Source organism: Caulobacter sp. CCG-8 (assembly GCF_037402475.1).
Taxonomy (GTDB): Bacteria; Pseudomonadota; Alphaproteobacteria; order Caulobacterales; family Caulobacteraceae; genus Caulobacter.
In genome coordinates, this window is record NZ_JBBEUD010000001.1 from 298,704 (window position 1) to 319,986 (window position 21,283).

The window sequence follows — 21,283 nt, forward strand, 5'->3', positions numbered from 1 at the left end:
GCGGGCCGGATTAGCACAGCGGTAGTGCAGCGGTTTTGTAAACCGAAGGTCGCGGGTTCGATCCCTGCATCCGGCACCACTCCTTCTCCCACCGACAGCCCAAAAGAAAACCGCCCGATCCGCGAGGGACCGGGCGGCGAAGTCTGCTCGTGTCCGGGGAGGACTAGAAGGTCTTGCGCAGCGTCACGCCGTAGGTGCGCGGTGGGGTGGGATAGCCGCTGTAGCTGCCGTCCTGGGCCACGGTCGGGAACGTGGCGATCAGGCTCTCGTCGTCGGTCAGGTTGCGCCCCCAGAAGGTCAGCTCCAGCCCGTGCGCGTCGTCGGTCACGCCCAGGCTGGCGTTGACGATGTTCTGTCCCCAGGTCCCGACGTCCGGCGGCGTCGTCTCGCTCAGCTGCACCTTGCTGGTGTAGTCGTACTCGACGCGCAGATAGCCGGCGTAGCCCTTGCCCAGGTCGTGCGAGACGGTGGCCGAGGTCGATACGGTCCACTTGGGGATCCCGGCCGGCTTGTCGCCGGTCAGGTCGCGGAAGTTGGGCCGCAGGCCGGTGGCCGGATTCACCGGGCAGCGGGCGGTGTCGTAGTTCACGCAGGCTGCGCCGGTGAAGGAGTCGTAGGTCGGGTCCAGATAGGTCGCCGACGCCGTCAGCGACAGCCAGTCCAGCGGCCGGTAGGCGCTGTCGACCTCGAAGCCCTTCACCGACTCCTCGCCGGCGTTGACCAGGCTGTAGCCGATGCCGGTATAGGCGTTGGACTGGAAGCCCTTGATCGACTGGTCGAAGATCGCGAGGTTCAGGTAGCCGCCCTGGAAGTTGGCCTTCAGGCCCGCTTCGTAGACGCTGACATCCTCGGGCGCGGCGGTGCGGCCCACGCCGTTGGCGTTCGGCGGCCGGCTGTCGGACGACAGGTTGTAGGCCCCGGCCTTCCAGCCCGTCGAATAGCTGACATAGGCGTTCACCCAGCCGAAGTCGTAGGCGGCGCGGACCGCGTAGGTGACCTTGTCGCCCTTCAGCTCGCCCGACTCGTTGGCGTTGGGGAAGTTGACCGGCGCGTGGTTGGTGGTGTTGCCGTAGTAGAACTGCAGGCTGCCCAGGGCCCCGTAGAGGTTGGCCGGCAGGCCCAGGGCCGTGAACTGCGGAACGTTCTGCAGGTTCAGGGCCGAGAACGGGTCACGCAGCACCACGTCCGAGACCACGCGCTTGCGGTCGTTCAGATAGGACAGGCCGCCGGTGATCGTCAGCTTGTCGGTGATCTTGTAGTCGGCCTGGCCGAACAGCGAATAGGACCGCTGCTTCATCGAATAGTCGTCGTCGATGCCCTGGCCGGCCTGGAAGTAGGTCGAGCCCGGATGGATCGACGGCGTCACCAGGCTCTGCAGGAACTCCAGGGCGTAGAGATTGGACTTGCCCGTCAGCGCCGGGCGGATGCCCGCCGGTAGGGCGGCCAGCAAGGCGGCCGGAACCTGGCCGCTAAGGCCCTCGGCGTAGGCGCGGATGTCGGAGCCGTAGTTGATCGTCCGGCCGGTCTGCAGCTTCTCGTCCTGGTAGAAACCGCCGATCAGCCAGTTGAACGGGCCGTCACTGCTGGAGGCCAGGCGCAGTTCCTGGGTGAAGGTCTTGATGTCGTTGCCGTCGTCCTTGTTGGCCAGGTCGGCGCCGGTGAAGTCGACGTCCTGGTACGAGGCGCTGGTCTGTTCGCGATAGGCGGTGATCGCCGTCAGCTTCGCGAAGCCCAGGTCCTGGTCGAGCTGGCCCGAGATCCCCTTGCCGGTCAGGCGGTTGGAGGGGTCGGTGTTGAAGACCACGTCACGGTCGAAGATCTTGTTCGGATCGCTGATCGGCTTGCCCAGGCCGAAAGGCGAAGGCGCGCCGATGAACTGGGTGGCCGGGCCGTTGTAGATCGAGTTCACCGCGCAGCAGACTTCGGTGATCTTGTTGTAGTCGGCGATGATCCGGACCTGGGTCTGGTCGGTCGGGACCCACAGCAGGTCGCCCCGGATCGACCAGCGGTCGCGGTCGTTGACGTCGTTGCCGGTGGTGAGGTTGGTGGCGTAGCCGTCACGCTCGTTCATGCCGCCAGACAGGCGCACGGCTACCGTGTCGCTCAGCGGTCCCGTGACGGTGGCCTTCACCTGACGCGTGTCGTAATTGCCCAGGGTGACCTCGGCCTTGCCGCCGAACTCGAACTGCGGCTGCTTGGTCACGATGCTGATCGCGCCCGCCGACACGTTCTTGCCGAACAGGGTCGACTGCGGGCCGCGCAGCACCTCGATGCGCTCGACCTCGGGCAGGTCGTCCAGGGCCGCCGCCGAACGCGAACGGTAGACGCCGTCGATGAACACGCCGACCGAGCTTTCGATGCCGTCATTGCCGTTGCCGTTGCCGAAGCCGCGGATGACGAAGTTCGTCTGGCTGGCGGCGTTGAACTGCTGGACCTTCAGGGACGGCACGACTGACTGCAGGTCGATCAGGTCGCGGATCTGGGCCCGCTCGAGGGTCTTCTGGCCGGTGACCGCGACCGAGATCGGCACGTCCTGCAGCGTCTGCTCGCGCTTGGTCGCCGTGACGATGATCTCCTCGACGGTCGCGGCGGCGTTGGCGGGCGGCGTCTGGTCCTGGGCCAGGGCGGGCCCCGCCACGGCCAGGGCCAGCAACGACGCGCCGACGAAATGCACCTTCTTCACGTTATTCTCCCTGGGATCTGTTCTTGTTTTCAGCGTGCGAGGCAATCGCGACGCGGACCGGCCCGCCCCGTGCGGACACGAGGGGCTCGGCGATTTCGGATTCGGTTGAGCGGTACGGCGATGACATCGCGCGACACGTCGCCCTCGATGAGGACGCAGACTCGGTCCTGCGCGGCGTTCGCGGCCATTCAGTTTCCCCCGGGGCCGCGAGCGCCTGTTTCGGCGCTTTCACGTCCCAAGGCAGATTCTAGTACACTCCAGATATTCTAGAGCAAGTTAGAAATTTTAGGATGAAATAGAACATCGTTCTTCAGCGTGCTTGCCCAAAGCGGTGTCAGACCGCTACCACTGCGGAAGTTCCGTAAAGAGAACACCAGGGGAGCGCGCAACCTTGACCGGGGAAGACGAGACCGTGACGGCCACGCCGGACGGTCACAAACCGCTGTCGCACAGCCCGAAATCGGCCAAGAAGCGGGACGCCATCCTCCGGGCGGCCACCGAGATCATCAACGTCAAGGGCTACGCCCTGGCCACCATGACCGAGATCGCGGCGGCGCTCGATCTGCGCGACGCGGCGCTCTACTACTATTTCCCCAACAAGCAAGCCTTGGTCTTCGCCTGCCACCAGAGTTCGCTGGAGCGGTTCGAGCGGGTCCTCAGCGAGACCAACCAGGACGGCGGCGCCGGTTTCGAAAGACTGGAACGCTTCCTGCGGGCACTCTTGGTAGAGTCCGCCCGCAACGGCCCCCTGCTCTATTTCGGCGACCGGTCCTATCTGGACGAGGATCAGCGCGACGCGATCGCCGCCTGCAGCGAGCACCTGACCCGCCGCCTGGAACGGATCATCCAGGACGGCATGGCGGATGGGTCGATCACGCCGTGCGAGTCGTCCCTGGTGGTCCAGCTGCTGCTGGGCATGCTGATCTGGCTGGCCAAGTGGGTCCCGACCGTCGAGGGCGTGACGGTCGACCGGCTCATGGCCGCCATCGGCGTGATGGGGCTGCAGGGCCTGAGGAACGACGCGCCCCAGGCCTGACAGATCCCGGGCCTAGGCGCCCAGCAACGCCTCGTAGCGCGCGACGTTCTCGGCGAGCCACTGACGCAGCCGCTCCAGTTCGCTGATGTGGACGTGGGTCTCGTCCTGCACCGCGCCGTCGTCCGTGCGCGAGCCGACCTGCAGCTTGCCGCTGCGCAGGGCCTCCAGGCGCTGGTCGAGCGCCTCCTGTTCGGCCTTGTGTCGCTCGACGACGCGATTGATTTCGGCCTTGTCCATACTCGGTCTCCACTGGGATCGCCGGGTCGCCGACGATCGGGTCTCTTGAAGTCCGAGCTTACGGCGCGCGCGCGGGCGCGTCGATCAAACTGTGGTCCGTGGAGGATGTCCGGGCGCCCGCCCCGCCCGGACCACCGTTTGGGCTAGTTGTGCACCCAGCGGCAGACCTTCTGCTTGTGGCCGTGATGGCGCTCCCACTTGCAGACCTTGTGCTCGTGGCGGTGATGTGAATCCCGCGCGGAGGCGGGAGCCGCGACGGTCAGGCTCAGGGCGGCGGCGGCCAGGGCGGCGGTTCCGAATAGTTTGGCGAAAGTCATCTGCGTCTTGTCCTCCCAGACGTGGCGACCGAAGGCGGTCGCAGGGACCGTCCCATCGCGATGTTGTCGCCATGTTGCGATGTGTTTCCCGGCCGTCGGAACGTGCGGCCGCACAGGACAAAAAAATGCCCGGCGCGAAGGCCGGGCAGTCATTAGGGAGGAAACGCCCAGGAAGGGCAGGAGCGCCAAGGGCGGCTCCACGGGTTGATAACTAGTGCGCCGGGGCGGCCGATCAAGGGCAAGACCGCCGCGTCTCACGCTGAAGCTTCGAAGAACGCCTGGTTGTGCGCAAAGCGGGCAACCGGAACACAGCTGCCCAAACCCTGAGCGCGGGGGTTCGCGCGACGGGCGAAAAGTCGAAGCCCTCCGCGCCCGTGACCGCTTGTGAGTCGATCTCCCTGAGTCGCGTTCCGTCCGACCGGCGCGAGCCGAAAGCCCGTCATGGACAGCCGAACCCCGGCCGGATAAGCCTTCTCGCGTTCGAACGGCCAAGGTGGAAGACCGATGAACGCGCCCCTGACCAGCGTCTTCGCCGAACGGGTGGCGGGCGCCCATCGCTTCGGGCTCGAGCGGGTCCGCCGCGCCGTGCGTTTCGCCATCGCCCATCGCGACCGCCGACTTCCTCGCCTGGCCCAGATCCGCAATCTCGACTATCCCGCCACCAACGGCCGACGCGCCGCCCGGCTCTACGTGCCGATGCAGGCCCCCGCCGTCGGGCCAGCGATCCTGTTCTTCCACGGCGGCGGCTTCGTGATCTCCGACATCGAGACCCACGACGCCCTCTGCCAGCGCCTGGCCGACGCCGCCGGCGTCCGCGTGGTGTCGGCCGCGTACGGCCTGGCGCCCGAACACCCCTTCCCTTCGCAGGTCGACGACGCCCGGGCGGCGCTGGCCTGGCTGCTGGACCAGGCGGACGAACTGGGCGTCGATCCCGATCGCCTGGCCGTGGCCGGCGACAGCGCCGGCGCCTATCTGGCGGCCACCGTGGCCGCCGAGGCCAACGCGCGCCGCCCCGGCGCGGTGAAGGCCCAGGGCCTGTTCTATCCGCTGGTCCATCTGGACGACGAGGTCTGGGCGCAGACCCTGTTGCGGGACGCCCGGCTGATCGGTCGCCTCGCGGTGGCCTATATCAACGCCCAACTGGCCAGCGCCCGCGCGCCCTCCCTGCTGGACGCCGTCGGAACGGCCACCCCGCCGACCTTCCTGGTCAGCGGCGCCCTGCTCGACCCGGTCCACCCCGACGCCGTCGCCTACGCCCAGGCCCTCGAGGCGGCCGGCGTGCCGGTCGAGTTGAAGACCTATCCGGGCCAGGCCCACGGCTTCGTCAACTTCACCCACGTCCTGCCCGCGGCGGTCGAGGCCGTCGCGACGCTTGGCGCCCGGCTCGGGAAGGCGCTACGAGACGGCCCATGACCGTTCTCTACATCGACGCCGACGCCTGCCCCGTGAAGGACGAGGTCTACAAGGTCGCCGCCCGCTACGGGCTGAAGACCTTCGTGGTCTCCAACAGCTGGATCCGTATCCCCCAGACGCCCGCCATCGAGCAGATCGTGGTCGACGCCGGTCCCGACATCGCCGACGACTGGATCGCCGAACGGGCCGGTCCGGGCGATGTGGTCATCACCAACGACATCCCGCTTGCTGATCGCGTGCTGAAGGCCGGCGGCCAGGCGCTGGGGACGACCGGGCGGTTGTTCACCGTCGACACCATCGGCTCGGCCCTGGCGTCGCGGATGATCGGCGAGCACCTGCGGTCGATGGGCGAGGTCACCAGCGGCCCCAAGCCCTTTGGTCCCGCCGACCGCTCCAGGTTCCTGCAGGCGCTCGACCAGGCCGTGGTCAGGGCCAGGCGCGTGGTCCGATGATCGAGATCACCTCCTGGCTGCGCATCGAGGACGACGAGATCGTCGAGAAGGCGACGCGCGCCTCGGGCCCCGGCGGCCAGCACGTCAACAAGACCAGCACCGCGATCGAGTTGCGGTTCGACGTCCGCAACTCCCCCACCCTGCCGGATGACGTGAAGACCCGGCTGGAAGCCCTAGCCGGCAGCCGCCTGACCCAGGACGGCGTGATCGTCCTGTTCGCCCAGGGCAGCCGGTCCCAGGAGATGAACCGCCAGGAGGCCCGCGACCGGCTGGTTGAATTGATCCGTCGCGCGACCGAAAAGCCCAAGCCCCGACGGCCGACGAAACCGACCTATTCCAGCAAGCTCAAGCGGCTGGAGACCAAGGGCAAGCGAGCGGGCGTCAAGGCCCTGCGCGGGCGCCCGAGAGGGGATGACTGAGTTGCAACGCCCACCGTGTTGAGCCATCCATCGCAAGCTCAACCTTGGCGTAAGTATTTATATCTGGACAATTTTTAAGGATATTGATCACAGTCCGCCAAGCGCTGGCGGCGGGGCGGCCCATGAGCCTGGTGGTTCGAGAAATGGCGGAGTCCGAGGTCGATCTGATCATCGACTACTTCCATGCGTCGCCCCCGGACCACTTGGAACTCATCGGGGTGGATCGTGAGCGCCTGCCCAAGCGAGAGGACTGGCGGGCCTATTATGAGGTGGTCTTCCGACAGCCGCTGGAACGCCGCGAGACCCTGCTCCTGACCTGGCTGGACGACGAGCGCCCCGTCGGCTTCTCGAGCGCCGACAAGATCGTGTTCGGCCAGCACGCCCACATGCATCTGCACGTCACCGCGGCCGACCAGCGTCGGCGCGGTCTCGGGGGCGAGGCGGTGCGACGCAGCGTCGAACTCTATTTCGAGCAACTGCGGCTGAAGCGGCTGTTCTGCGAACCCCACGCGTTCAACGCCGCGCCGAACCGCACGCTGAGATCGGCCGGCTTCCGATATCTGAAGACCCACATCACGGTGCCGGGACCGCTGAACTTCCGTCAGCCCGTCACGCGATGGGTCATCAGCCGGCCCGCGAAGCTGGATTCCTAGCCGCGTTCCCAGGCCGGTACGACCGGACCCGGCCCATAGGACAGCACCTCGTGCTTCCACTCAGGCTCGGTGATCAGCCCGCCGAGGATCTTCTGGAGGTAGGTCGCGAGATTGGTCTGCTCCTCCACGGTTAGCTCGGCGCAGACCTCCTGGTTAATCGGATGGATGTCTTCGCGGATCCGCCCCAGGATCTCCTGGCCTTCCGGGGTCAGACGAACCACCACCTTGCGCCGATCAGACGCCTGGGTTCCCCGCTCGACGAGGCCGTCGCGGATCAGGCCGTCGATCGATCGGGTCAAGGTCGTGCGATCGGCCGCCGACAACCGCGCCAGGCGCGTCATCGAGCATTCTCCGAACCGCGCCAGGGAAGCCAGCGCCACCCACTTGGCGAAGCTCAACCCGTGTTGCGCGATGCAGTCGGCCGCCAAGGCGCGCCGATGCTGTTCGGTCTGGTACATCAGATAGCTGACATAGGTCGGCAACGGCAAACCGCGGCCCTCCCCTTGCTTCTGCTCTGACATGGTTCCCCCCACGCCAAATGGCGCGTCTTCATCTCACACGCGGAAGCCACACACAATCACGGCTCCGCTTGCGCGGTCACGAAAGCGCGCGTTTGCATCTATTGGAACTCAGCGCCGTTCCCCCTGGCGTGAACGGTAGCGAACACCGTTCGATCGAGCCCTAACGTCACCGCTAACCATACAGTTCCAGACAAGACGGCCCCCGCGAACAAGTTCGCGGGGGCCGTGCATTTCTCGCTCATTTGGGGGCCTAAGGCCCGATCAGGCGGCGCGGTTGGCGACCGCTTCCGGGGTCGTGGCGTTGCGCGCGCGGGCCCGGGTCAACCAGTCGTCGGGATAGGTCTCGCGCACCACGATCGACTTGAACTGGCCCACCGGGATGCGGGTGTTCTCGCCGGGATTGAGGTCGCGCGACACCGAATGACCGGCGAACTCTTCGATGATGGTGATCACCTGGCTGCTGCCGGCGGTGTTTTCGATCAAGACCATGTTCATGGGGGTCGTCCTGGAGCTTGGGTTCAGGCGATGAAGGTGATCAGGCGGTGTGGCGTTCGATCTGGGCGGCCGGCTGGCGGGCCCAGGCCTTCAGCTCGGAGGGCGAGGCCAGCTTGCGGAAGGCGCCCCGGGCGTGCTCGTCGCAGTACGAGGCGCGGGCGGTCTTTTCGCGACCGCAGAAGCCGAAGTCGTGGGAGTCGGGATTGCCGATCGGCCAGCGGCAGGAATGGGTTTCGAGGCCGAGGATGTTCGAGGTCGGCGCCATCTCGGCGATCTCGATCACGCGGACGGCGGAACGGACGGAAGCGGCTTCGCGGGCGACCCGAGCGCGAGGTTGGGCTCGGACGGCGGTGCGCACCGCGGTGCGCTGACGGGCGGGAATGTCGCGAACGGTGATGCCCAGACGGTGCACCTTGCCGATCACCGCGCTGCGGCTGACGCCGCCCAACTGACGCGCCACCTGACTGGCGCTCATCCCCTCGAGCCACAACTTGCGAAGCGTGGCGGTGCGCTCTTCGTTCCAGTCCATGATTTTTTCCTACCCGGTCGCCGGAGCAGCCCCTCCGACGACTTTCTGGGTACGTTTATGGTTAATTCCGGTCAATTTTTTATGTGCATACCCACGGTTTGTAATCGGGCATTTTGCTTTTACATTCTGTGGGATAACGCGCGTTGTCGCAGGGCGCTCTCTGAAAGGTGGCGAGACCTTGACCGGATAACGACGTTATATATTGGATGCGAGGCCCACATTTGGGCCAGGAAATGAATGCGGCGCCGCGCCGCACAGCTTGCGGCATAATGTCAGTCGGGGACCAGTAAATGCGTCAGTTTCACCTCGCCGCCGCGGCGGTCGTAAGCCTCCTCCTGGCCGGTTGCTCGAAGCCCGGCGGAGAAGCCTCCGGCGACGGATCGGCGAGCTCGACGCCCGCGGCGACGCCGGCGCCGACCGACGCCGAGAAACAAGCCCTGCTGGCCGCCCTGCCCGCCCCCTACAACACCGGAGACCTGATGAACGGCCAGAGCAAGTTCGCGCTCTGCCGGTCCTGCCACACCATCACCGAGGGCGGCCCCGACATGACCGGCCCCAACCTCTACGGCGTCTTCGGGCGCAAGGCGGGCAGCAAGCCGGGCTACAAGTATTCGCCCGTCGTCGCCGCCGCCGGCTTCGATTGGGACGCCGCGCATCTGGACAAGTGGCTGGACAATCCGCGCGGCTTCATGCCGGGCACCAAGATGACCTTCGCGGGCCTGCACGATCCCAAGGACCGCATCGATCTGATCGCCTACCTGAAGGTTGAGACGGGCTACAAACCCCCGAACGGCTGAGGCCGAGCATGGACGACGCCCAAGCGCTGCTCACGCGGCTTTACGAGGCCTACAACCGGCGCGACCTGGCCGCGTTCTCGGCCCTCTTGGCGACTGACGTCGACTGGCCCGATCAGATCCAGGGCGGGAGGCTGATCGGCCTCGACGCCGTGGCGGCCTACTGGACCCGGAACGACAAGATGATCACCGTCGACGCCGCGCCCGTCTCGTTCGAGACGCGGCCGGACGGCCGGGTCGCCGTCGACGTCAACCAGATCGTCCGCAACCTGGCGGGCCATATCTGGTCCGACAGCTGTCAGCGCCAGGTCTTCACGCTCCGCGACGGCAAGGTCGCGCGGATGGACATCGAATTCCTCGACAAGGGGCGCGAAGCATGAGCGCGGCGACCGACCTGATCGTCCGCTACTACGAAGCGATCGAGCAACGCGATCTCGAGGCGGTCCTGGCGACGACCCATGCCCAAGTGCGCTTCGAGGATTTCCTCGACGGCGGGGAGGTCGACGGCCTGGCCGCCGCCCGCGACTTCTACCGACGCATGTTCGAGTTCGCGCCGGACCTCGACCTGATCACGGTCGAGACCTTGCCGGACGGACGGGTGCGGACCGAATTCCAGTCCTCGATCCACTCGCCGTCGGGCCACCTGTGGTCGGACACCCGGCAGGCAGCGATCTATACGCTGGCGGACGGGCTGATCCAGGGGGTCGAGCTGCTGGGCCCGACCTCCTGAGCCATCCGCGCCGTCGTCAGATCAGCAGGTCGGCGCAGGCGTCCAGGATGGCGTCGGCGTCCAGGCGGTACTTGCCGTAGAGGTCCGGCAGATCGCCCGACTGACCGAAGGTCTCCAGCCCCAGGGCCCGCAGGCGCATGCCCCGGACCGAGCCCAGCCACGACAGGGTCGACGGCGCGCCGTCGATGACCGTCACCAGTCCAGCATCCCGCGCCAGCGGGGCCAGCAGGGTTTCGATGGTCGAGACGCGCGGTCCGCCCTCGGTCCAGCGTGCGCGCCCCGCTGCGGTCCAGTCGCGATGCAGGACGTCGGCCGAGGTCACGGCCAGCAAGCCCGCGCCCGGCTCGTCCTCCAGCACCGCCTCGAAGGCGGCCAGGGCCTCGGGCGCCAGGGCGCCGGCATAGACGATGGCCAGGCGCGCGCCGGGAGCCGGCGGCCGCAGCCAGTAGGCTCCATCGACCACGCCCTGACGCCAGGTATCGTCGGTGCGGTCCGGCTGGGAGATCACCCGGGTGGAGAGCCGCAGATAGGTCGAAGCCCCCTGCTCGGCCTGGATCTGGCAGAAGGCGTGGGCCATCAGCACCGCCGTCTCGTCGGCGAAGGCCGGCTCGTAGCTGTCCAGGCCCGGCTGGCTCATGCCGATCAGCGGCGAACCGATCGACTGGTGCGCGCCGCCCTCGGGGGCCAGGGTCAGACCCGACGGTGTGGCGACCAGCAGGAAGCGGGCGTCCTGGTAGCAGGCGTAGTTCAGCGCATCGAGCCCACGGGCGATGAATGGGTCGTACAGCGTGCCGACCGGGAACAGCCGCTCGCCGAACAGCGGCGCGGTCAGGCCCAGGGCCGCCAGGGCGATGAACAGGTTGTTCTCGGCGATGCCCAGCTCGACGTGCTGACCGGTCTCGGCCTTGGACCAGACCTGGGCCGAGGGGATGCGTCGGCGCTTGAAGACGTCCTCGTGCGCCCGGCGTTGGAACACGCCCCGGCGGTTCACGAACCCGCCCAGGTTGGTCGAGACCGTCACGTCCGGCGAGGTGGTCACCACCCGGCCGGCGAACTCGTCGTCGCGGCGGGCGATCTCGAACATCACCTTGCCGAAGGCGGCCTGGGTCGATTGCTCGCCGCCGCCCAGCACCGGCGCCAGCAGTTCGTCGGCCGTCGGGATGGCGATCCGGGGCGCGACATGCTCGCGCTCCACCTGGGCGGCGAACGGGGCGCGGGCGACCAGGCCCTTGAGGGCCGTGTGCTCAGCGGCGGAAAGGCCCGACAGCGCGTCCCACTCCTCGCCCTCGACCACGCCGAGCCGGGCGCGCAGCTCGGCGATCTGGGACTCGGTCATCAGGCCGGCGTGATTGTCCTTGTGGCCCTGGAACGGCAGGCGCAGGCCCTTGACGGTGTAGGCGATGAAGAAACGCGGCGCGTCGTCCTGGCCGGCCCGCTCGAAGGCCTCCAGGATGGTCTCCATGCAGTGGCCGCCCAGCTCGGTCATCAGCTCGCCGAGATCGACGTCCTTGTAGGTCGCGATCAACTTCAGAGCCTCGGCGTCGCCGGCCAGGTCCGCGTTCAGCCGCTCGCGCCAGGCCGCGCCGCCCTGGTAGCTGAGGGCCGCGTAGAGGTCGTTGGGGGCCGTCTCGATCCACTGCTGCAACGCCGCCCCGCCGGGCTTGGCGAAGGCCTCGCGCTGGCGCTTCGACCACTTCAGGGTCTCGACGGTCCAGCCCGCGGCTTCGAAGATCTCGCCGTAGCGGGTGAACATCCGATCCTTGGTGGTCGCGTCCAGGCTCTGGCGGTTGTAGTCGACGATCCACCAGGTGTTGCGGATGTCGTGCTTGCAGGCCTCGATCAGGGCTTCGTAGATGTTGCCCTCGTCCAGCTCGGCGTCGCCCAGCAGCGAGATCATCCGCCCCATGCGCTCGGGCTTCACCGCGCCCCGCGCCGCCAGATAGTCCTGGCTCAGCGAGGCGAACGCCGTCATCGCCACGCCCAGCCCGACCGAACCGGTCGAGAAGTCGACGTCGTCCGTGTCCTTGGTCCGCGACGGATAGGACTGGGCCCCGCCCAGGGCCCGGAAGGCCTTCAGCTTTTCCAGGCTCTGGCGACCGAACAGGTGCTGGATGGCGTGGAACACCGGGCTGGCGTGCGGCTTGACCGCCACGCGATCCTGCGGCCGCAGCGCCTTCATGTAGAGCGCGGTCATCAGGGTGGTCATCGAGGCGCAGGACGCCTGGTGACCGCCGACCTTCAGCCCGTCGCGGCTTTCACGCAGATGGTTGGCGTTGTGGATCGTCCACGAGGCCAGCCAGAGAATGCGTTCCTCGATGCGACGCAGGAGCGCAAGCTCCTGCCGCTTCGCCGCCAAAATGGCTTCAGCCATGCTTCCTCACCCGGTTCAGACGGGTGAGGCATGCCCCTCCCCGCTCTTCTCGCGGGCTTCATACTCTTCGATCTGCCGCGCCGTCCACTCCGGCGACTTCGTGAAGCGCGCAAGCAGGTTGTAGAACACCGGCACCACGAACAGCGTCAGCAGGGTGGCGAAGATCGCGCCGGTGAAGATCACCGCCCCGATCGTCTTGCGGCTGCCCGCACCAGCGCCCGCCCACAGCATCAGCGGCAGCGCGCCCATGGCGGCCGAGATCGAGGTCATGATGATCGGACGCAGGCGCAGGGCCGCCGCCTCGATCACCGCCTCGCGCACCTTCAGCCCCTCGTCGCGTAGCTGGTTGGCGAACTCGACGATCAGGATGCCGTTCTTGGCGGCGATGCCGACCAGGATGATCAGGCCGATCTGGCTGTAGGTGTTGATGGTCGAGCCGGTGATCAGCAGGCCGAACAGGCCGCCCAGCGCCGCCAGCGGCACGGTCAGCATGATCACGGCCGGGTGGATCCAGCTTTCGAACTGCGCCGCCAGCACCAGGAACACCAGCAGCAGCGCCAGGCCGAAGGCCAGGCCCACGGCGCCGGAGGCTTCCAGATAGTCCTTGGCCTGGCCGCCCCATTTGACGCTGACGCCCGGGGTCGGATGCTCGGCCGCCTGCTGCTGGAAGAACTTCACCGCGTCGGCCACCGTGTAGCCGAGGTTCAGCTGGGTGGTCAGGGTCACCGCGCGCAGCCGGTCGACGCGCGGACGATCAGGCGTGTCGCCGCGCAGCTCGGTGGTAACCACCGTCGACAGCGGCACCAAGGCGCCCGACAGGGTCCGCACCTGCAGGCGGTTGAGGTCTTCCAGGCCGCGACGCTGGTCCAGCGCCGTCTGCAGGATGACGTCGTATTCCTGGCCGGTCTTGATGTAGGTCGTGACCTGGCGCGAACCGAACATGGTCTCCAGCGCCCGGCCGATCGACTGGGCCGAAACGCCCAGGGTCGCGGCCTTGTCGCGGTCGATCTGCACCGACAGGCGCGGCGCGGTCGGCTCGTAGTCGAGGCGCGGACGCGACAGGCCCGGATTGGCCTGGGACGCTTCGAGGATGGGCTTCAGCCAGTTGGCCAGTTGGACGTAGTCGTTGCCGACGGCGATGATGTCGACATTGGTGCCGCCCCCGCCGCCGCCGCCGCCGCCGCGCTGGAAGGCTCCGCGCACCGAGGCCACCGCCCGGACGCTGGTGATCTTCGACAGACTCTTGTTGAGCTCGGCGGCGACCTGGTCGGCCGACTTGTCCCGCTCGCCCCAGGGCTTCAGCGCGATGACGGCGTTGCCGGTGTTGAACTGGTTCTGGCCGAAGCGCGGCACGGTGATGATCGTGCGCTCGGCCACGCCGTCCTGACGGTACTGGTCGAGGATGGACTCGATCCGGTCGGCGACCTTGACCGTCGCGTCGAAGCCGCTGCCTTCCGGACCGTTGATCGACACGTCGACGCGCCCGCGGTCCTCGGCGGGCACTAGTTCCTGCGGCAGCAAGGCGAACAGGCCGCCGGCGCACACGGCCAGGACCAGCACCGATAGGCCGGTCACCACGGTGGCCGAGCCCCTGCCCAGCAGGCCTTCCAGCGAATGCCGATAGCTGTCCTTCAGGGCGTCCATCGCCTTGTCCACCCGGCTGGACAACCAGTTGGAGCTGGCCGGCTTCAGCAGCTTCGACGCCATCATCGGCGAAAGGCTCAGCGCCAGCAGGGCCGAGAAGCCAACGGCGGCGGCGATGGCCACGGCCAGCTCGACGAACAGGCGGCCGATATAGCCGGGCAGGAACATCAGCGGCGCGAACACCGAGATCAGCACGATCGTGGTCGCGACGACGGCGAAGAACACCTGGCGGGTGCCACGAAGGGCCGCCACGGTCGCCGGCTCGCCCTCGTCCACGCGGCGCTGGATGTTCTCGACCACCACGATGGCGTCGTCGACCACTAGGCCGACGGCCAGCACCAGGGCCAGCAGAGTCAGCAGGTTCAGCGAGAAGCCCAGCGGGGCCAGGACGATGAAGGTCGACAGGATGCAGATCGGCGCGACGATCGATGGGATCAGGGCCGACCGCCAACTGCCCAGGAACAGCAGATTGACCAGGGCCACCAGGGCGATCGAGATGCCCATGGTGATCCAGACCTCGTGGATCGCCTCGGCGGTGAACACCGAGTTGTCGATCGCCACGATCATCTTGGAGCCGGCCGGCAGGGTCTGGTTGATCGCCTCCACTTCCTTGCGTACGGCTTCGGAGATGGCGACGTCGTTGGCCTGCGACTGGCGGGTCAGGGCGATGCCGACCTGGGGCACGCCGTTGCCGCGGAACAGCTTGCGGCGCTCGTCCGCGCCCTCCTCGACCCGCGCCACGTCGCCCAGGCGGACGACGAATCCGTTCGCGTCGCCGGCGCGTAGCGGCAGCTTCAGGAAGTCTTCGGGCTTGGAATAGGCCCGGCTGACCCGGATCGTGAAGTCCTTGGCGGCGCCTTCCAGCGCGCCGGCGGGCAGTTCCACGTTCTGGGCGTTGAGCGCGTTCTCGACGTCGTCGACCGTCACGCCGCGCGCGGCCATGGCGTCGGCGTCCAGCCAGATGCGCATGGCGTACAGCGGTGCGCCGTAGAGGTTGGCCTGGGCCACGCCCGGGATCGTCGACATCCGCTCGACCAGGTAGCGGTCGGCGTAGTCGGCCAGCTCCAGCGTGCTGAGCGAGCTGGACGTCAGGTTCAGGACGATAATCGGCGAGGAGTCGGCGTTGGCCTTGGCGATCTGCGGCGGGTCGGCTTGGTCCGGCAGGTTCGCCGCTACCCGGCTGACCGCGTCGCGCACGTCGTTGGCGGCCGCGTCGAGATCGCGGTCCAGGGTGAAGGTGATGGTGATCTGCGAACGGCCGTCGCGCGACGAGCTGTTGACGCGGTCGATGCCCTGGATGCCGGCGACCTGCCGCTCGATGATCTGGGTAATGCGTTCTTCGATGACCTCGGCCGAGGCCCCGCGATAGGCGGTCGAGATCGACACCACGGGCGGATCGACGCTGGGCAGTTCACGGATCGGCAGACTCTTGAACGCGGCCAGGCCGACGACGCAGAGAATGATCGCGGCGACCGCGGCGAAGACCGGGCGGCGAACGGAAAGGTCGGAAAGCATCAGCCGGCCTTCTGCTTGCGGCCGCCGGCCTTCTCGCCGCCCTGGGCCTTGTCGCCTTTGCCGCCGCCCGGATTGACCGGCGCGCCGTCCTGAACGCGATTGAGGCCGTCGCCGACGATCCGGTCGCCGGGCTTCAGGCCCGAGGTGATCTCGATGAAGCCGTCGGCGGTGATGCCGGTCTGCACGGCGGTGCGACGGGCGACCTGCCCCTTCGGCCCCTTGGCGATCAGGAACACCGAGGCCTGGTTGCCCTCGAACTGCACAGCCGCCTCGGGGACGGCGACGTTCTGGTGCTGGCCCTGGTCGATGCCGACCTTGATCAGCATGCCCGGCTTGAGGCGGCCGTCGCCGTTGGGGAACTCGGCCCGCGCCTTCAGCGCGTGGGTGGCCGGGTCGATGCGGGTGTCGATCTGGGCGATACGGCCCGTGAACATCTCGCCCGGCAGGGCGTCCGGCTTGGCGGTGATGGCCAGGCCCTCGCGCAGGATCGGCAGATAGCGATCGGGCACCGAGAAGTCGACGCGGATCACGGAGACGTCGTCGAGGGTGACGATCGCGGTTCCGGGGCTGATCAGGGCGCCCGGCGCGATGTCGGAAATGCCGACCCGGCCCGAGAACGGGGCGCGGATCACCTTGTCCAGCTTCTGGGCGCTGGCGGCGGCCAGGGCGGCGCGGGCGGTGTCGCGGGCGGCCAGGTACTGGTCGGCCGAGGCCCGCGGCGCGATGCCCTTTTCGGCCAGGGTCTTCCACCGCGTGTATTCACGATCGGCCTGGGCCAGCTGGGCCTGGGCCTGGGCGATGCCCGCGTCCTCCTGGTCGCCCTTCAGCTCGACCAGCACCTGCCCCTTGGAGACGGTCTGACCGTCGCTGAAGTGCACGGCGGTGATCAGCTCGGCGGTGTTGGAGGTGATGGTGACCGATTGGCGACCCTTGGCCACGCCCAGCACCTCGACCCGGTCGGCGAAGCCGCGCGGCTGGGCGACGACCAGCGACACCGGCGTCGCGCGTCCGCCACCGCCCGGGCCGCCCTGCCCCGGCGCCTTGCCGCCGAAGGCCAGCTTCAGTCCGCCGACCAACAGCATCAGCAAGACGGCGACCACCGCCGCGACGAGGAAGAAGTGTCTGCGGATCACGAAAAGCTCCGGGCGCCGGAGATGACCGGCTCAGCTGATACAAATCGGCTCAATAGCCGTCAGCCCTAGGCCGCGTCCAGTGACACACGGATGACCGAATATTACATCGTTGAAATATCAGAACCGACGCCACACGGCCACGACCGGGCCATGGTCGATCGGGGTCTCCCGTCCCGACAAGGTCTGTCGCCATCCCGCCTGCAGGCTCCACACGCCCAGGTCGCGCGTGACCGACACCTCGCGCTTGCGCCAGCGTGACGCGACCGGTTCGGATTCGGCCTTGCCCATATAGGTCTGGGCCATCAGAAGCCAGCGGGGCGTGGGCCGCAGCCCCACGGTGGCGTCGATACGGGTTTCGTCCGCCAGGCCGCTGCGCTTGAGGCGGGCGACCTGCAGTTCAGCGAAGCCGTGCGCCTTGCGCCATTGCCGGGAGGTCCCCGCCAGGAGACGCGCCTCCAGGTCCATGTCGCCCTGCCCCGGCGCCGCGTAGCCCGCGTTGCGCCCCACGCCGTCCTTGGTGGCGCCCAGATAAAGACTGACCGCTGATCGATCCGTATGCAGCAGCGCATAGCGCAGGCCCAGTTCGAGCGGGCCCAGTCCGTCGTAGTCGACGAAGTTGTCGTGGCCGCGGGTCAGCGCCGCCTTGGTCTGCAAGGTCAGCCGATCGGTCAGGCCGTACTCGCCATAGATCGACAGGGTCTGGTCGCGCCGGGGATCGATCGACCGCTCCACGCCGTCGGGATCGTAGCCCTTGTCGGCCTTCTGATCCTCGTACTTGAGGATGGCCAGCCCCTCGCCGTCCTTCATCGGCCAGGCGCCGGCCCGGGCGGCGCTCGACGCCCCCAGCAGCGCGCAAAAGAAAGCCGCCGCGACCCCGAGGATCGCGGCGGCGTTTGGTTTTCGACGTTTGGGCGTCAATCCGCGTAGCCGGGGGACTCCCGGTCGAGTTTGCGCAGGCAGCCCGGCCAGGCCAGGCCGGCGATCATGCCGAGACCCATGCCCGTCTGGCTGCGGACCTCGGCCTGGGCGCCCTCCGGAGCCTCCAGCACGTTCCCGCGGCCGCCGCTGAGCGCCATCACCTGCTGGGCGCAGGCGCGCTCGAGGTAGAACATGCCCAGCCAGCACTCGGCGGCCGTCATCCCCGTGGACAGAGTCCCGTGGTTGCGGAGCATCATCAGCTTCTTCTCGCCGAGGTCAGCCACCAGCCGTTCCCGTTCGTCCAGGTTGAGCGCAATACCTTCATAATCGTGATACGATAGTTGAGGCAAGACAATTAACGCGTGCTGCGACAGCGGCAGCAGACCTTCCTTGTTCGCCGACACCGCCACGCCCTGATCGGTGTGCAGATGCATGACGAACTGGGCGTCCTCGCGCGCGGCGTGGATGGCCGAGTGGATCGTGAAGCCCGCCGGATTAATGAAGTACGGGGTCTTGTCGATGACGTTGCCGTCCAGATCGACCTTGACCAGGCACGAGGCGGTCATCTCGCCGAAGAACATGCCGTAGGGATTGATCAGGAAGTGGTGCTCGGGCCCCGGGATGCGGGCCGAGATGTGGGTGAAAATCATGTCGTCCCAGCCGTGGACGGCGACCAGGCGATAGAGCGCGGCCAGATCGACGCGGGCCTTCCATTCGGCCTCGCTGACCTTGTCCTTGAGCGACGTGGCGATGGGCGATGCACCGTCGGCCATGAGCGGATCCTCCGTAGGTTATCATTGTTAGCTTAAGGGTCGCGCCGCGCGCCCGCTGCGTCAAGCGATGATGGCTCCATCCGCGAGCCTGTGTTAGCCCGTGCGTCTTCCCCGCGTTCGAGACTTTCCATGATCCCCTGGCAGCACCTGGACACCGCCAAGGTCCCCGGCGACGGCGGCGAGCTGAAGCTGATGCGGCGCGGGACCGAATATTCGATCATGGCCGGCCCGATCGAACTGATGAACAGCCGGCTCAGCGGCTCGGAAGAGGCCATGGCCACCCTGGCGTTCGAGCGCATCGGCAAGCGTCCCAGGGCGCGGGTGCTGATCGGCGGCCTCGGCATGGGCTTCACCCTGCGCGCCGCCCTCGCCGCCTTCGGGACCGACGCCAGGATCGTGGTCGCCGAACTGGTGCCGGCCGTCGTCGAATGGGCGCGGGGGCCGCTCAGCGAACTCCACGCCGGCGGCCTCGATGATCCGCGCGTGACCTTGCGCCTGGGCGACGTCGGCGAGGCGATCGGCGCCGAGGCGGCGGCCTACGACGCCATCCTGCTGGACGTCGACAACGGTCCCGGCGGACTGTCGCGCAGGGAGAACGACGGCCTCTACGTCCCCGCCGGCCTGGCCGCGGCCAAGCGCGCCCTACGCCCCGGCGGCGTGCTGGAAGTCTGGTCGTCGACCCGCGACAACGGCTTCACGACCCGACTGAAGCGGGCGGGCTACGCCGTTGAAGAGATCGGCGTCCGCGCCCACAAGGGACGCGGCGCGCGGCATGTGATCTGGATGGCGACCCGGCCCTGAACGCGGAGCGGACCACGATGAAGACCTTGCTGACCCTGGCCGCCGCCCTGGCGCTTTGCACGGCGCCGGCGATGGCCCAGAACGCCGTCGTCCGCGACAACCCGCCGGGACTGTTCACCAGCCCGCGCTTCACCAATGTCCTCGAAGTCCCCGCCGGGGCCGACCTGGTCTTCGTGTCCGGCCTGACCGCCCAGGGCCCGGACGGCGTCGCGCCCAAGGACGCCCAGGGCCAGGCCCAGGCGGTGTTCCGCAATCTCCGCATCGCCTTGGCCGCGCGCGGCCTGACCCCCGCCGACGTGATCCAGGTCCGCGGCTTCCTGGTCGATATCCAGAACACCCTGCCCGCCTATCGCCAGGCGGCGGGAGACTTCTTCGGCGCGACGCCGCCGCCGGCCAGCACCGTGGTCGGCGTCGCGGGACTAGTCCGTCCGGACCTGCTGCTGGAAGTGGAGTTGGTCGCGGCCCGGCCGGCCGCGGCGAAGTAGCGGGCGGTCAGTCCCCCCGGTCGCCCTTCATCAGCCGCGCCTTGTCGCGCTGCCAGTCGCGGGCGGCCTCGGTCTCGCGCTTGTCGTGGTTCTTCTTGCCCTTGGCCAGGCCGATCTCCAGCTTGGCCAGGCCCTTCTCGTTCCAATAGAGCTTCAGCGGGATCAGGGTTCGGCCGTCGCGCTGGACCGCGCCGATCAGCTTGTCGATCTGCTTGCGGTGCAGCAGCAGCTTCCGGTGCCGGCGCGGCTCGTGGTTGAAGCGGTTGGCGTGGCCGTAGGGCGGGATGTCGGCGTTGATCAGCTTGATCTCGCGCCCTTCCACCGAGGCGTAGGACTCGGCGATGTTCGCCCGCCCCACGCGCAACGACTTCACCTCGGTGCCGGTCAGCATAAGCCCGGCCTCGACGGTCTCTTCGATGAAGTAGTCGTACCGCGCGCGGCGGTTCTCGGCGATCGGCTTGGTCATCAGACCAGACCCGCCTCGCGCATGGCTTCCAGGATCGCTGGTTGCACCGCTTCGCTGCACGGCGTGATCGGCAGGCGCGTGGTCGCTTCGCAAAGGCCCAGATGCGCCATGGCGAACTTGGTCGGCGACGGCGAGGCGTCGAGGAACAGCGCCTTGTGCAGCTTCACCAGGCGGTCCTGCCAGTAGAGCGCGGTTTCCCACTCGCCGTTCAGGCAGGCGTTGATGAAGGTGGCGCAGGCGTCGGGCGCGACGTTCGAAGTGACCGAGATCACCCCGTGGCCGCCGTGGGCCACGTAGCCCAGGGCCGTGGGGTCGTCGCCCGACAGCATCACCCAGTCGGGACCGCACATGATCCGCTGGAAGCTGGCGCGGGTCAGGTCGCCGGTGGCGTCCTTGATGCCCACGATGTTGGGCAGCTTGGACAGGCGCTCCAGCGTCTCGTTGGCGATGTCCGAACCGGTGCGGCCCGGCACGTTGTAGACCAGCACCGGCAGCTGCACGGCGTCGTTGATGGCCTTGTAGTGTTGATAGACGCCTTCCTGGCTGGGACGCACGTAGTACGGCGAGACGACCAGGGCGGCGTCGGCGCCGACGGCCTTGGCGTGGGCGACCAGTTCGATCGCCTCGGCGGTCGAGTTCGAGCCCGCGCCGGCGATCACCGGCACGCGGCCGCGGGCGGTCTGCACGCACAGTTCGACGACGCGCTTGTGCTCCTCGTGCGACAGGGTCGCGGTCTCGCCGGTGGTGCCGACCGGCACCAGGCCGTGCACGCCGCCGGCGATCTGGCGTTCGACCAGGGCCACGAAGGCTTTCTCGTCCACCGCGCCGTCGCGGAATGGCGTGACCAGCGCCGGAATGACGCCCTTGAACGGAGAATGAGCCATGACTTGCAATTTGC

The 21,283-nt window shown here is 67.9% G+C and carries 23 protein-coding genes and 1 tRNA gene; 11 read left to right on the forward strand and 13 right to left on the reverse strand.

From position 1 onward, the window contains the following. Positions 1–4 precede the first annotated feature (4 nt). Positions 5–79, forward strand: a tRNA-Thr gene (locus tag WAE60_RS01220). 84 nt (positions 80–163) lie between these two features. Here the strand turns inward: WAE60_RS01220 and WAE60_RS01225 are convergent. Further along, a complete protein-coding gene (locus tag WAE60_RS01225; RefSeq protein WP_337684482.1) occupies positions 164–2,683 on the reverse strand; it encodes a TonB-dependent receptor in 2,520 nt (839 codons plus the stop codon). Between the two features lie 391 nt (positions 2,684–3,074). Between WAE60_RS01225 and WAE60_RS01230 the strand changes: the two genes are divergently transcribed. Continuing rightward, positions 3,075–3,719, forward strand: a complete 645-nt coding sequence (locus tag WAE60_RS01230) for a TetR family transcriptional regulator (protein WP_337684483.1) — start codon at positions 3,075–3,077, stop codon at positions 3,717–3,719. 12 nt (positions 3,720–3,731) lie between these two features. Here the strand turns inward: WAE60_RS01230 and WAE60_RS01235 are convergent, their stop codons facing one another. Together WAE60_RS01235 and WAE60_RS01240 are read right to left on the reverse strand one after the other, a co-directional pair. Further along, a complete protein-coding gene (locus tag WAE60_RS01235; protein ID WP_029916451.1) occupies positions 3,732–3,956 on the reverse strand; it encodes a hypothetical protein in 225 nt (74 codons plus the stop codon). A 143-nt stretch (positions 3,957–4,099) separates the two neighbouring features. After that, complete coding sequence (locus WAE60_RS01240; RefSeq protein WP_197026750.1) at positions 4,100–4,273, reverse strand: hypothetical protein; 174 nt, start codon at positions 4,271–4,273, stop codon at positions 4,100–4,102. Positions 4,274–4,777: 504 nt separating this feature from the next. On the opposite strand from WAE60_RS01240, the gene WAE60_RS01245 reads away from it, so the two are divergent. The 4 genes from WAE60_RS01245 (at position 4,778) to WAE60_RS01260 (ending at position 7,210) form a co-directional block, all read left to right on the forward strand. After that, positions 4,778–5,686 (forward strand): alpha/beta hydrolase, encoded by a 909-nt coding sequence (locus WAE60_RS01245; protein WP_337684484.1) that lies wholly within the window; start codon positions 4,778–4,780, stop codon positions 5,684–5,686. Further along, on the forward strand, positions 5,683–6,138 hold the full coding sequence (locus tag WAE60_RS01250; protein ID WP_029916455.1) for a YaiI/YqxD family protein: 456 nt from the start codon (positions 5,683–5,685) through the stop codon (positions 6,136–6,138). Before WAE60_RS01245 ends, WAE60_RS01250 begins: the two co-directional genes overlap by 4 nt. Next, complete coding sequence (arfB, locus tag WAE60_RS01255; RefSeq protein WP_337684488.1) at positions 6,135–6,557, forward strand: alternative ribosome rescue aminoacyl-tRNA hydrolase ArfB; 423 nt, start codon at positions 6,135–6,137, stop codon at positions 6,555–6,557. The genes WAE60_RS01250 and arfB overlap by 4 nt, the downstream gene beginning before the upstream one ends. A 122-nt stretch (positions 6,558–6,679) precedes the next feature. After that, positions 6,680–7,210, forward strand: a complete 531-nt coding sequence (locus WAE60_RS01260) for a GNAT family protein (RefSeq protein WP_337684489.1) — start codon at positions 6,680–6,682, stop codon at positions 7,208–7,210. On the opposite strand, the gene WAE60_RS01265 is transcribed toward WAE60_RS01260, so the two are convergent. From WAE60_RS01265 to WAE60_RS01275, 3 genes are all read right to left on the reverse strand, one after another. Beyond that, positions 7,207–7,731, reverse strand: coding sequence for a MarR family transcriptional regulator (locus tag WAE60_RS01265; protein WP_029916459.1), 525 nt, complete (start codon positions 7,729–7,731; stop codon positions 7,207–7,209). The two genes, WAE60_RS01260 and WAE60_RS01265, sit on opposite strands and share 4 nt — an antisense overlap. Before the next feature lie 261 nt (positions 7,732–7,992). After that, positions 7,993–8,226, reverse strand: a complete 234-nt coding sequence (locus WAE60_RS01270; RefSeq protein ID WP_029916460.1) for a hypothetical protein — start codon at positions 8,224–8,226, stop codon at positions 7,993–7,995. 40 nt (positions 8,227–8,266) lie between these two features. After that, positions 8,267–8,755, reverse strand: a complete 489-nt coding sequence (locus WAE60_RS01275) for a GcrA family cell cycle regulator (RefSeq protein WP_337684490.1) — start codon at positions 8,753–8,755, stop codon at positions 8,267–8,269. 290 nt (positions 8,756–9,045) lie between these two features. On the opposite strand from WAE60_RS01275, the gene WAE60_RS01280 reads away from it, so the two are divergent. From WAE60_RS01280 to WAE60_RS01290, 3 genes are read left to right on the forward strand one after another with little or no spacing between them, the layout of a single operon-like run. Next, positions 9,046–9,552 (forward strand): cytochrome c family protein, encoded by a 507-nt coding sequence (locus tag WAE60_RS01280; RefSeq protein ID WP_337684491.1) that lies wholly within the window; start codon positions 9,046–9,048, stop codon positions 9,550–9,552. An 8-nt stretch (positions 9,553–9,560) separates the two neighbouring features. Beyond that, the gene (locus WAE60_RS01285) at positions 9,561–9,929 is read left to right on the forward strand and encodes a nuclear transport factor 2 family protein (protein WP_337684492.1); all 369 of its coding nucleotides are present in this window, start codon (positions 9,561–9,563) and stop codon (positions 9,927–9,929) included. Further along, positions 9,926–10,279 (forward strand): nuclear transport factor 2 family protein, encoded by a 354-nt coding sequence (locus tag WAE60_RS01290; protein WP_337684494.1) that lies wholly within the window; start codon positions 9,926–9,928, stop codon positions 10,277–10,279. Before WAE60_RS01285 ends, WAE60_RS01290 begins: the two co-directional genes overlap by 4 nt. Before the next feature lie 16 nt (positions 10,280–10,295). On the opposite strand, the gene WAE60_RS01295 is transcribed toward WAE60_RS01290, so the two are convergent. From WAE60_RS01295 to WAE60_RS01315, 5 genes are all read right to left on the reverse strand, one after another. Beyond that, positions 10,296–12,650: a transketolase gene (locus WAE60_RS01295; RefSeq protein WP_337684495.1), complete on the reverse strand. Its 2,355-nt coding sequence runs from the start codon at positions 12,648–12,650 to the stop codon at positions 10,296–10,298. A 15-nt stretch (positions 12,651–12,665) separates the two neighbouring features. Continuing rightward, positions 12,666–15,809, reverse strand: coding sequence for an efflux RND transporter permease subunit (locus tag WAE60_RS01300; protein WP_337684496.1), 3,144 nt, complete (start codon positions 15,807–15,809; stop codon positions 12,666–12,668). Continuing rightward, entirely contained in the window at positions 15,809–16,942 is a 1,134-nt protein-coding gene (locus WAE60_RS01305; protein ID WP_337684498.1) for an efflux RND transporter periplasmic adaptor subunit, read from the reverse strand. Before WAE60_RS01305 ends, WAE60_RS01300 begins: the two co-directional genes overlap by 1 nt. A gap of 117 nt (positions 16,943–17,059) precedes the next feature. Further along, the gene (locus WAE60_RS01310; protein WP_337684500.1) at positions 17,060–17,749 is read right to left on the reverse strand and encodes a hypothetical protein; all 690 of its coding nucleotides are present in this window, start codon (positions 17,747–17,749) and stop codon (positions 17,060–17,062) included. Positions 17,750–17,856: 107 nt separating this feature from the next. Beyond that, positions 17,857–18,633 (reverse strand): class II aldolase/adducin family protein, encoded by a 777-nt coding sequence (locus WAE60_RS01315; protein ID WP_029916472.1) that lies wholly within the window; start codon positions 18,631–18,633, stop codon positions 17,857–17,859. 129 nt (positions 18,634–18,762) lie between these two features. Here WAE60_RS01315 and WAE60_RS01320 point away from each other — a divergent pair, with 129 nt between their 5' ends. Both WAE60_RS01320 and WAE60_RS01325 read left to right on the forward strand, forming a co-directional pair. Next, positions 18,763–19,434 (forward strand): spermidine synthase, encoded by a 672-nt coding sequence (locus tag WAE60_RS01320; protein ID WP_337684503.1) that lies wholly within the window; start codon positions 18,763–18,765, stop codon positions 19,432–19,434. A gap of 17 nt (positions 19,435–19,451) precedes the next feature. Beyond that, positions 19,452–19,919 (forward strand): RidA family protein, encoded by a 468-nt coding sequence (locus WAE60_RS01325; RefSeq protein ID WP_337684504.1) that lies wholly within the window; start codon positions 19,452–19,454, stop codon positions 19,917–19,919. Positions 19,920–19,926: 7 nt separating this feature from the next. Here WAE60_RS01325 and smpB read toward each other — a convergent pair whose 3' ends face one another. Then, positions 19,927–20,385 carry an SsrA-binding protein SmpB gene (gene smpB, locus WAE60_RS01330; protein ID WP_056759915.1) on the reverse strand — a complete coding sequence of 153 codons (459 nt, stop codon included), beginning with the start codon at positions 20,383–20,385 and terminating at the stop codon, positions 19,927–19,929. Further along, positions 20,385–21,269, reverse strand: a complete 885-nt coding sequence (gene dapA / locus WAE60_RS01335; protein WP_337684513.1) for a 4-hydroxy-tetrahydrodipicolinate synthase — start codon at positions 21,267–21,269, stop codon at positions 20,385–20,387. The genes smpB and dapA overlap by 1 nt, the downstream gene beginning before the upstream one ends. Positions 21,270–21,283 lie beyond the last annotated feature (14 nt).

What these genes read in the sequence shown, in the direction of transcription:
- arfB (WP_337684488.1), top strand. Translation starts at nt 6,135, where the DNA reads ATGATCGAGATCACCTCCTGGCTGCGCATCGAGGACGACGAGATCGTC.
- WAE60_RS01260 (WP_337684489.1), top strand. Translation starts at nt 6,680, where the DNA reads ATGAGCCTGGTGGTTCGAGAAATGGCGGAGTCCGAGGTCGATCTGATC.
- WAE60_RS01325 (WP_337684504.1), top strand. Translation starts at nt 19,452, where the DNA reads ATGAAGACCTTGCTGACCCTGGCCGCCGCCCTGGCGCTTTGCACGGCG.
- WAE60_RS01240 (WP_197026750.1), bottom strand. Translation starts at nt 4,273, where the DNA reads ATGACTTTCGCCAAACTATTCGGAACCGCCGCCCTGGCCGCCGCCGCC.
- WAE60_RS01245 (WP_337684484.1), top strand. Translation starts at nt 4,778, where the DNA reads ATGAACGCGCCCCTGACCAGCGTCTTCGCCGAACGGGTGGCGGGCGCC.
- WAE60_RS01320 (WP_337684503.1), top strand. Translation starts at nt 18,763, where the DNA reads ATGATCCCCTGGCAGCACCTGGACACCGCCAAGGTCCCCGGCGACGGC.
- WAE60_RS01235 (WP_029916451.1), bottom strand. Translation starts at nt 3,956, where the DNA reads ATGGACAAGGCCGAAATCAATCGCGTCGTCGAGCGACACAAGGCCGAA.
- WAE60_RS01300 (WP_337684496.1), bottom strand. Translation starts at nt 15,809, where the DNA reads ATGCTTTCCGACCTTTCCGTTCGCCGCCCGGTCTTCGCCGCGGTCGCC.
- WAE60_RS01295 (WP_337684495.1), bottom strand. Translation starts at nt 12,650, where the DNA reads ATGGCTGAAGCCATTTTGGCGGCGAAGCGGCAGGAGCTTGCGCTCCTG.
- WAE60_RS01265 (WP_029916459.1), bottom strand. Translation starts at nt 7,731, where the DNA reads ATGTCAGAGCAGAAGCAAGGGGAGGGCCGCGGTTTGCCGTTGCCGACC.
- WAE60_RS01315 (WP_029916472.1), bottom strand. Translation starts at nt 18,633, where the DNA reads ATGGCCGACGGTGCATCGCCCATCGCCACGTCGCTCAAGGACAAGGTC.
- WAE60_RS01280 (WP_337684491.1), top strand. Translation starts at nt 9,046, where the DNA reads ATGCGTCAGTTTCACCTCGCCGCCGCGGCGGTCGTAAGCCTCCTCCTG.
- WAE60_RS01275 (WP_337684490.1), bottom strand. Translation starts at nt 8,755, where the DNA reads ATGGACTGGAACGAAGAGCGCACCGCCACGCTTCGCAAGTTGTGGCTC.
- WAE60_RS01285 (WP_337684492.1), top strand. Translation starts at nt 9,561, where the DNA reads ATGGACGACGCCCAAGCGCTGCTCACGCGGCTTTACGAGGCCTACAAC.
- dapA (WP_337684513.1), bottom strand. Translation starts at nt 21,269, where the DNA reads ATGGCTCATTCTCCGTTCAAGGGCGTCATTCCGGCGCTGGTCACGCCA.
- smpB (WP_056759915.1), bottom strand. Translation starts at nt 20,385, where the DNA reads ATGACCAAGCCGATCGCCGAGAACCGCCGCGCGCGGTACGACTACTTC.
- WAE60_RS01290 (WP_337684494.1), top strand. Translation starts at nt 9,926, where the DNA reads ATGAGCGCGGCGACCGACCTGATCGTCCGCTACTACGAAGCGATCGAG.
- WAE60_RS01310 (WP_337684500.1), bottom strand. Translation starts at nt 17,749, where the DNA reads ATGAAGGACGGCGAGGGGCTGGCCATCCTCAAGTACGAGGATCAGAAG.
- WAE60_RS01270 (WP_029916460.1), bottom strand. Translation starts at nt 8,226, where the DNA reads ATGAACATGGTCTTGATCGAAAACACCGCCGGCAGCAGCCAGGTGATC.
- WAE60_RS01250 (WP_029916455.1), top strand. Translation starts at nt 5,683, where the DNA reads ATGACCGTTCTCTACATCGACGCCGACGCCTGCCCCGTGAAGGACGAG.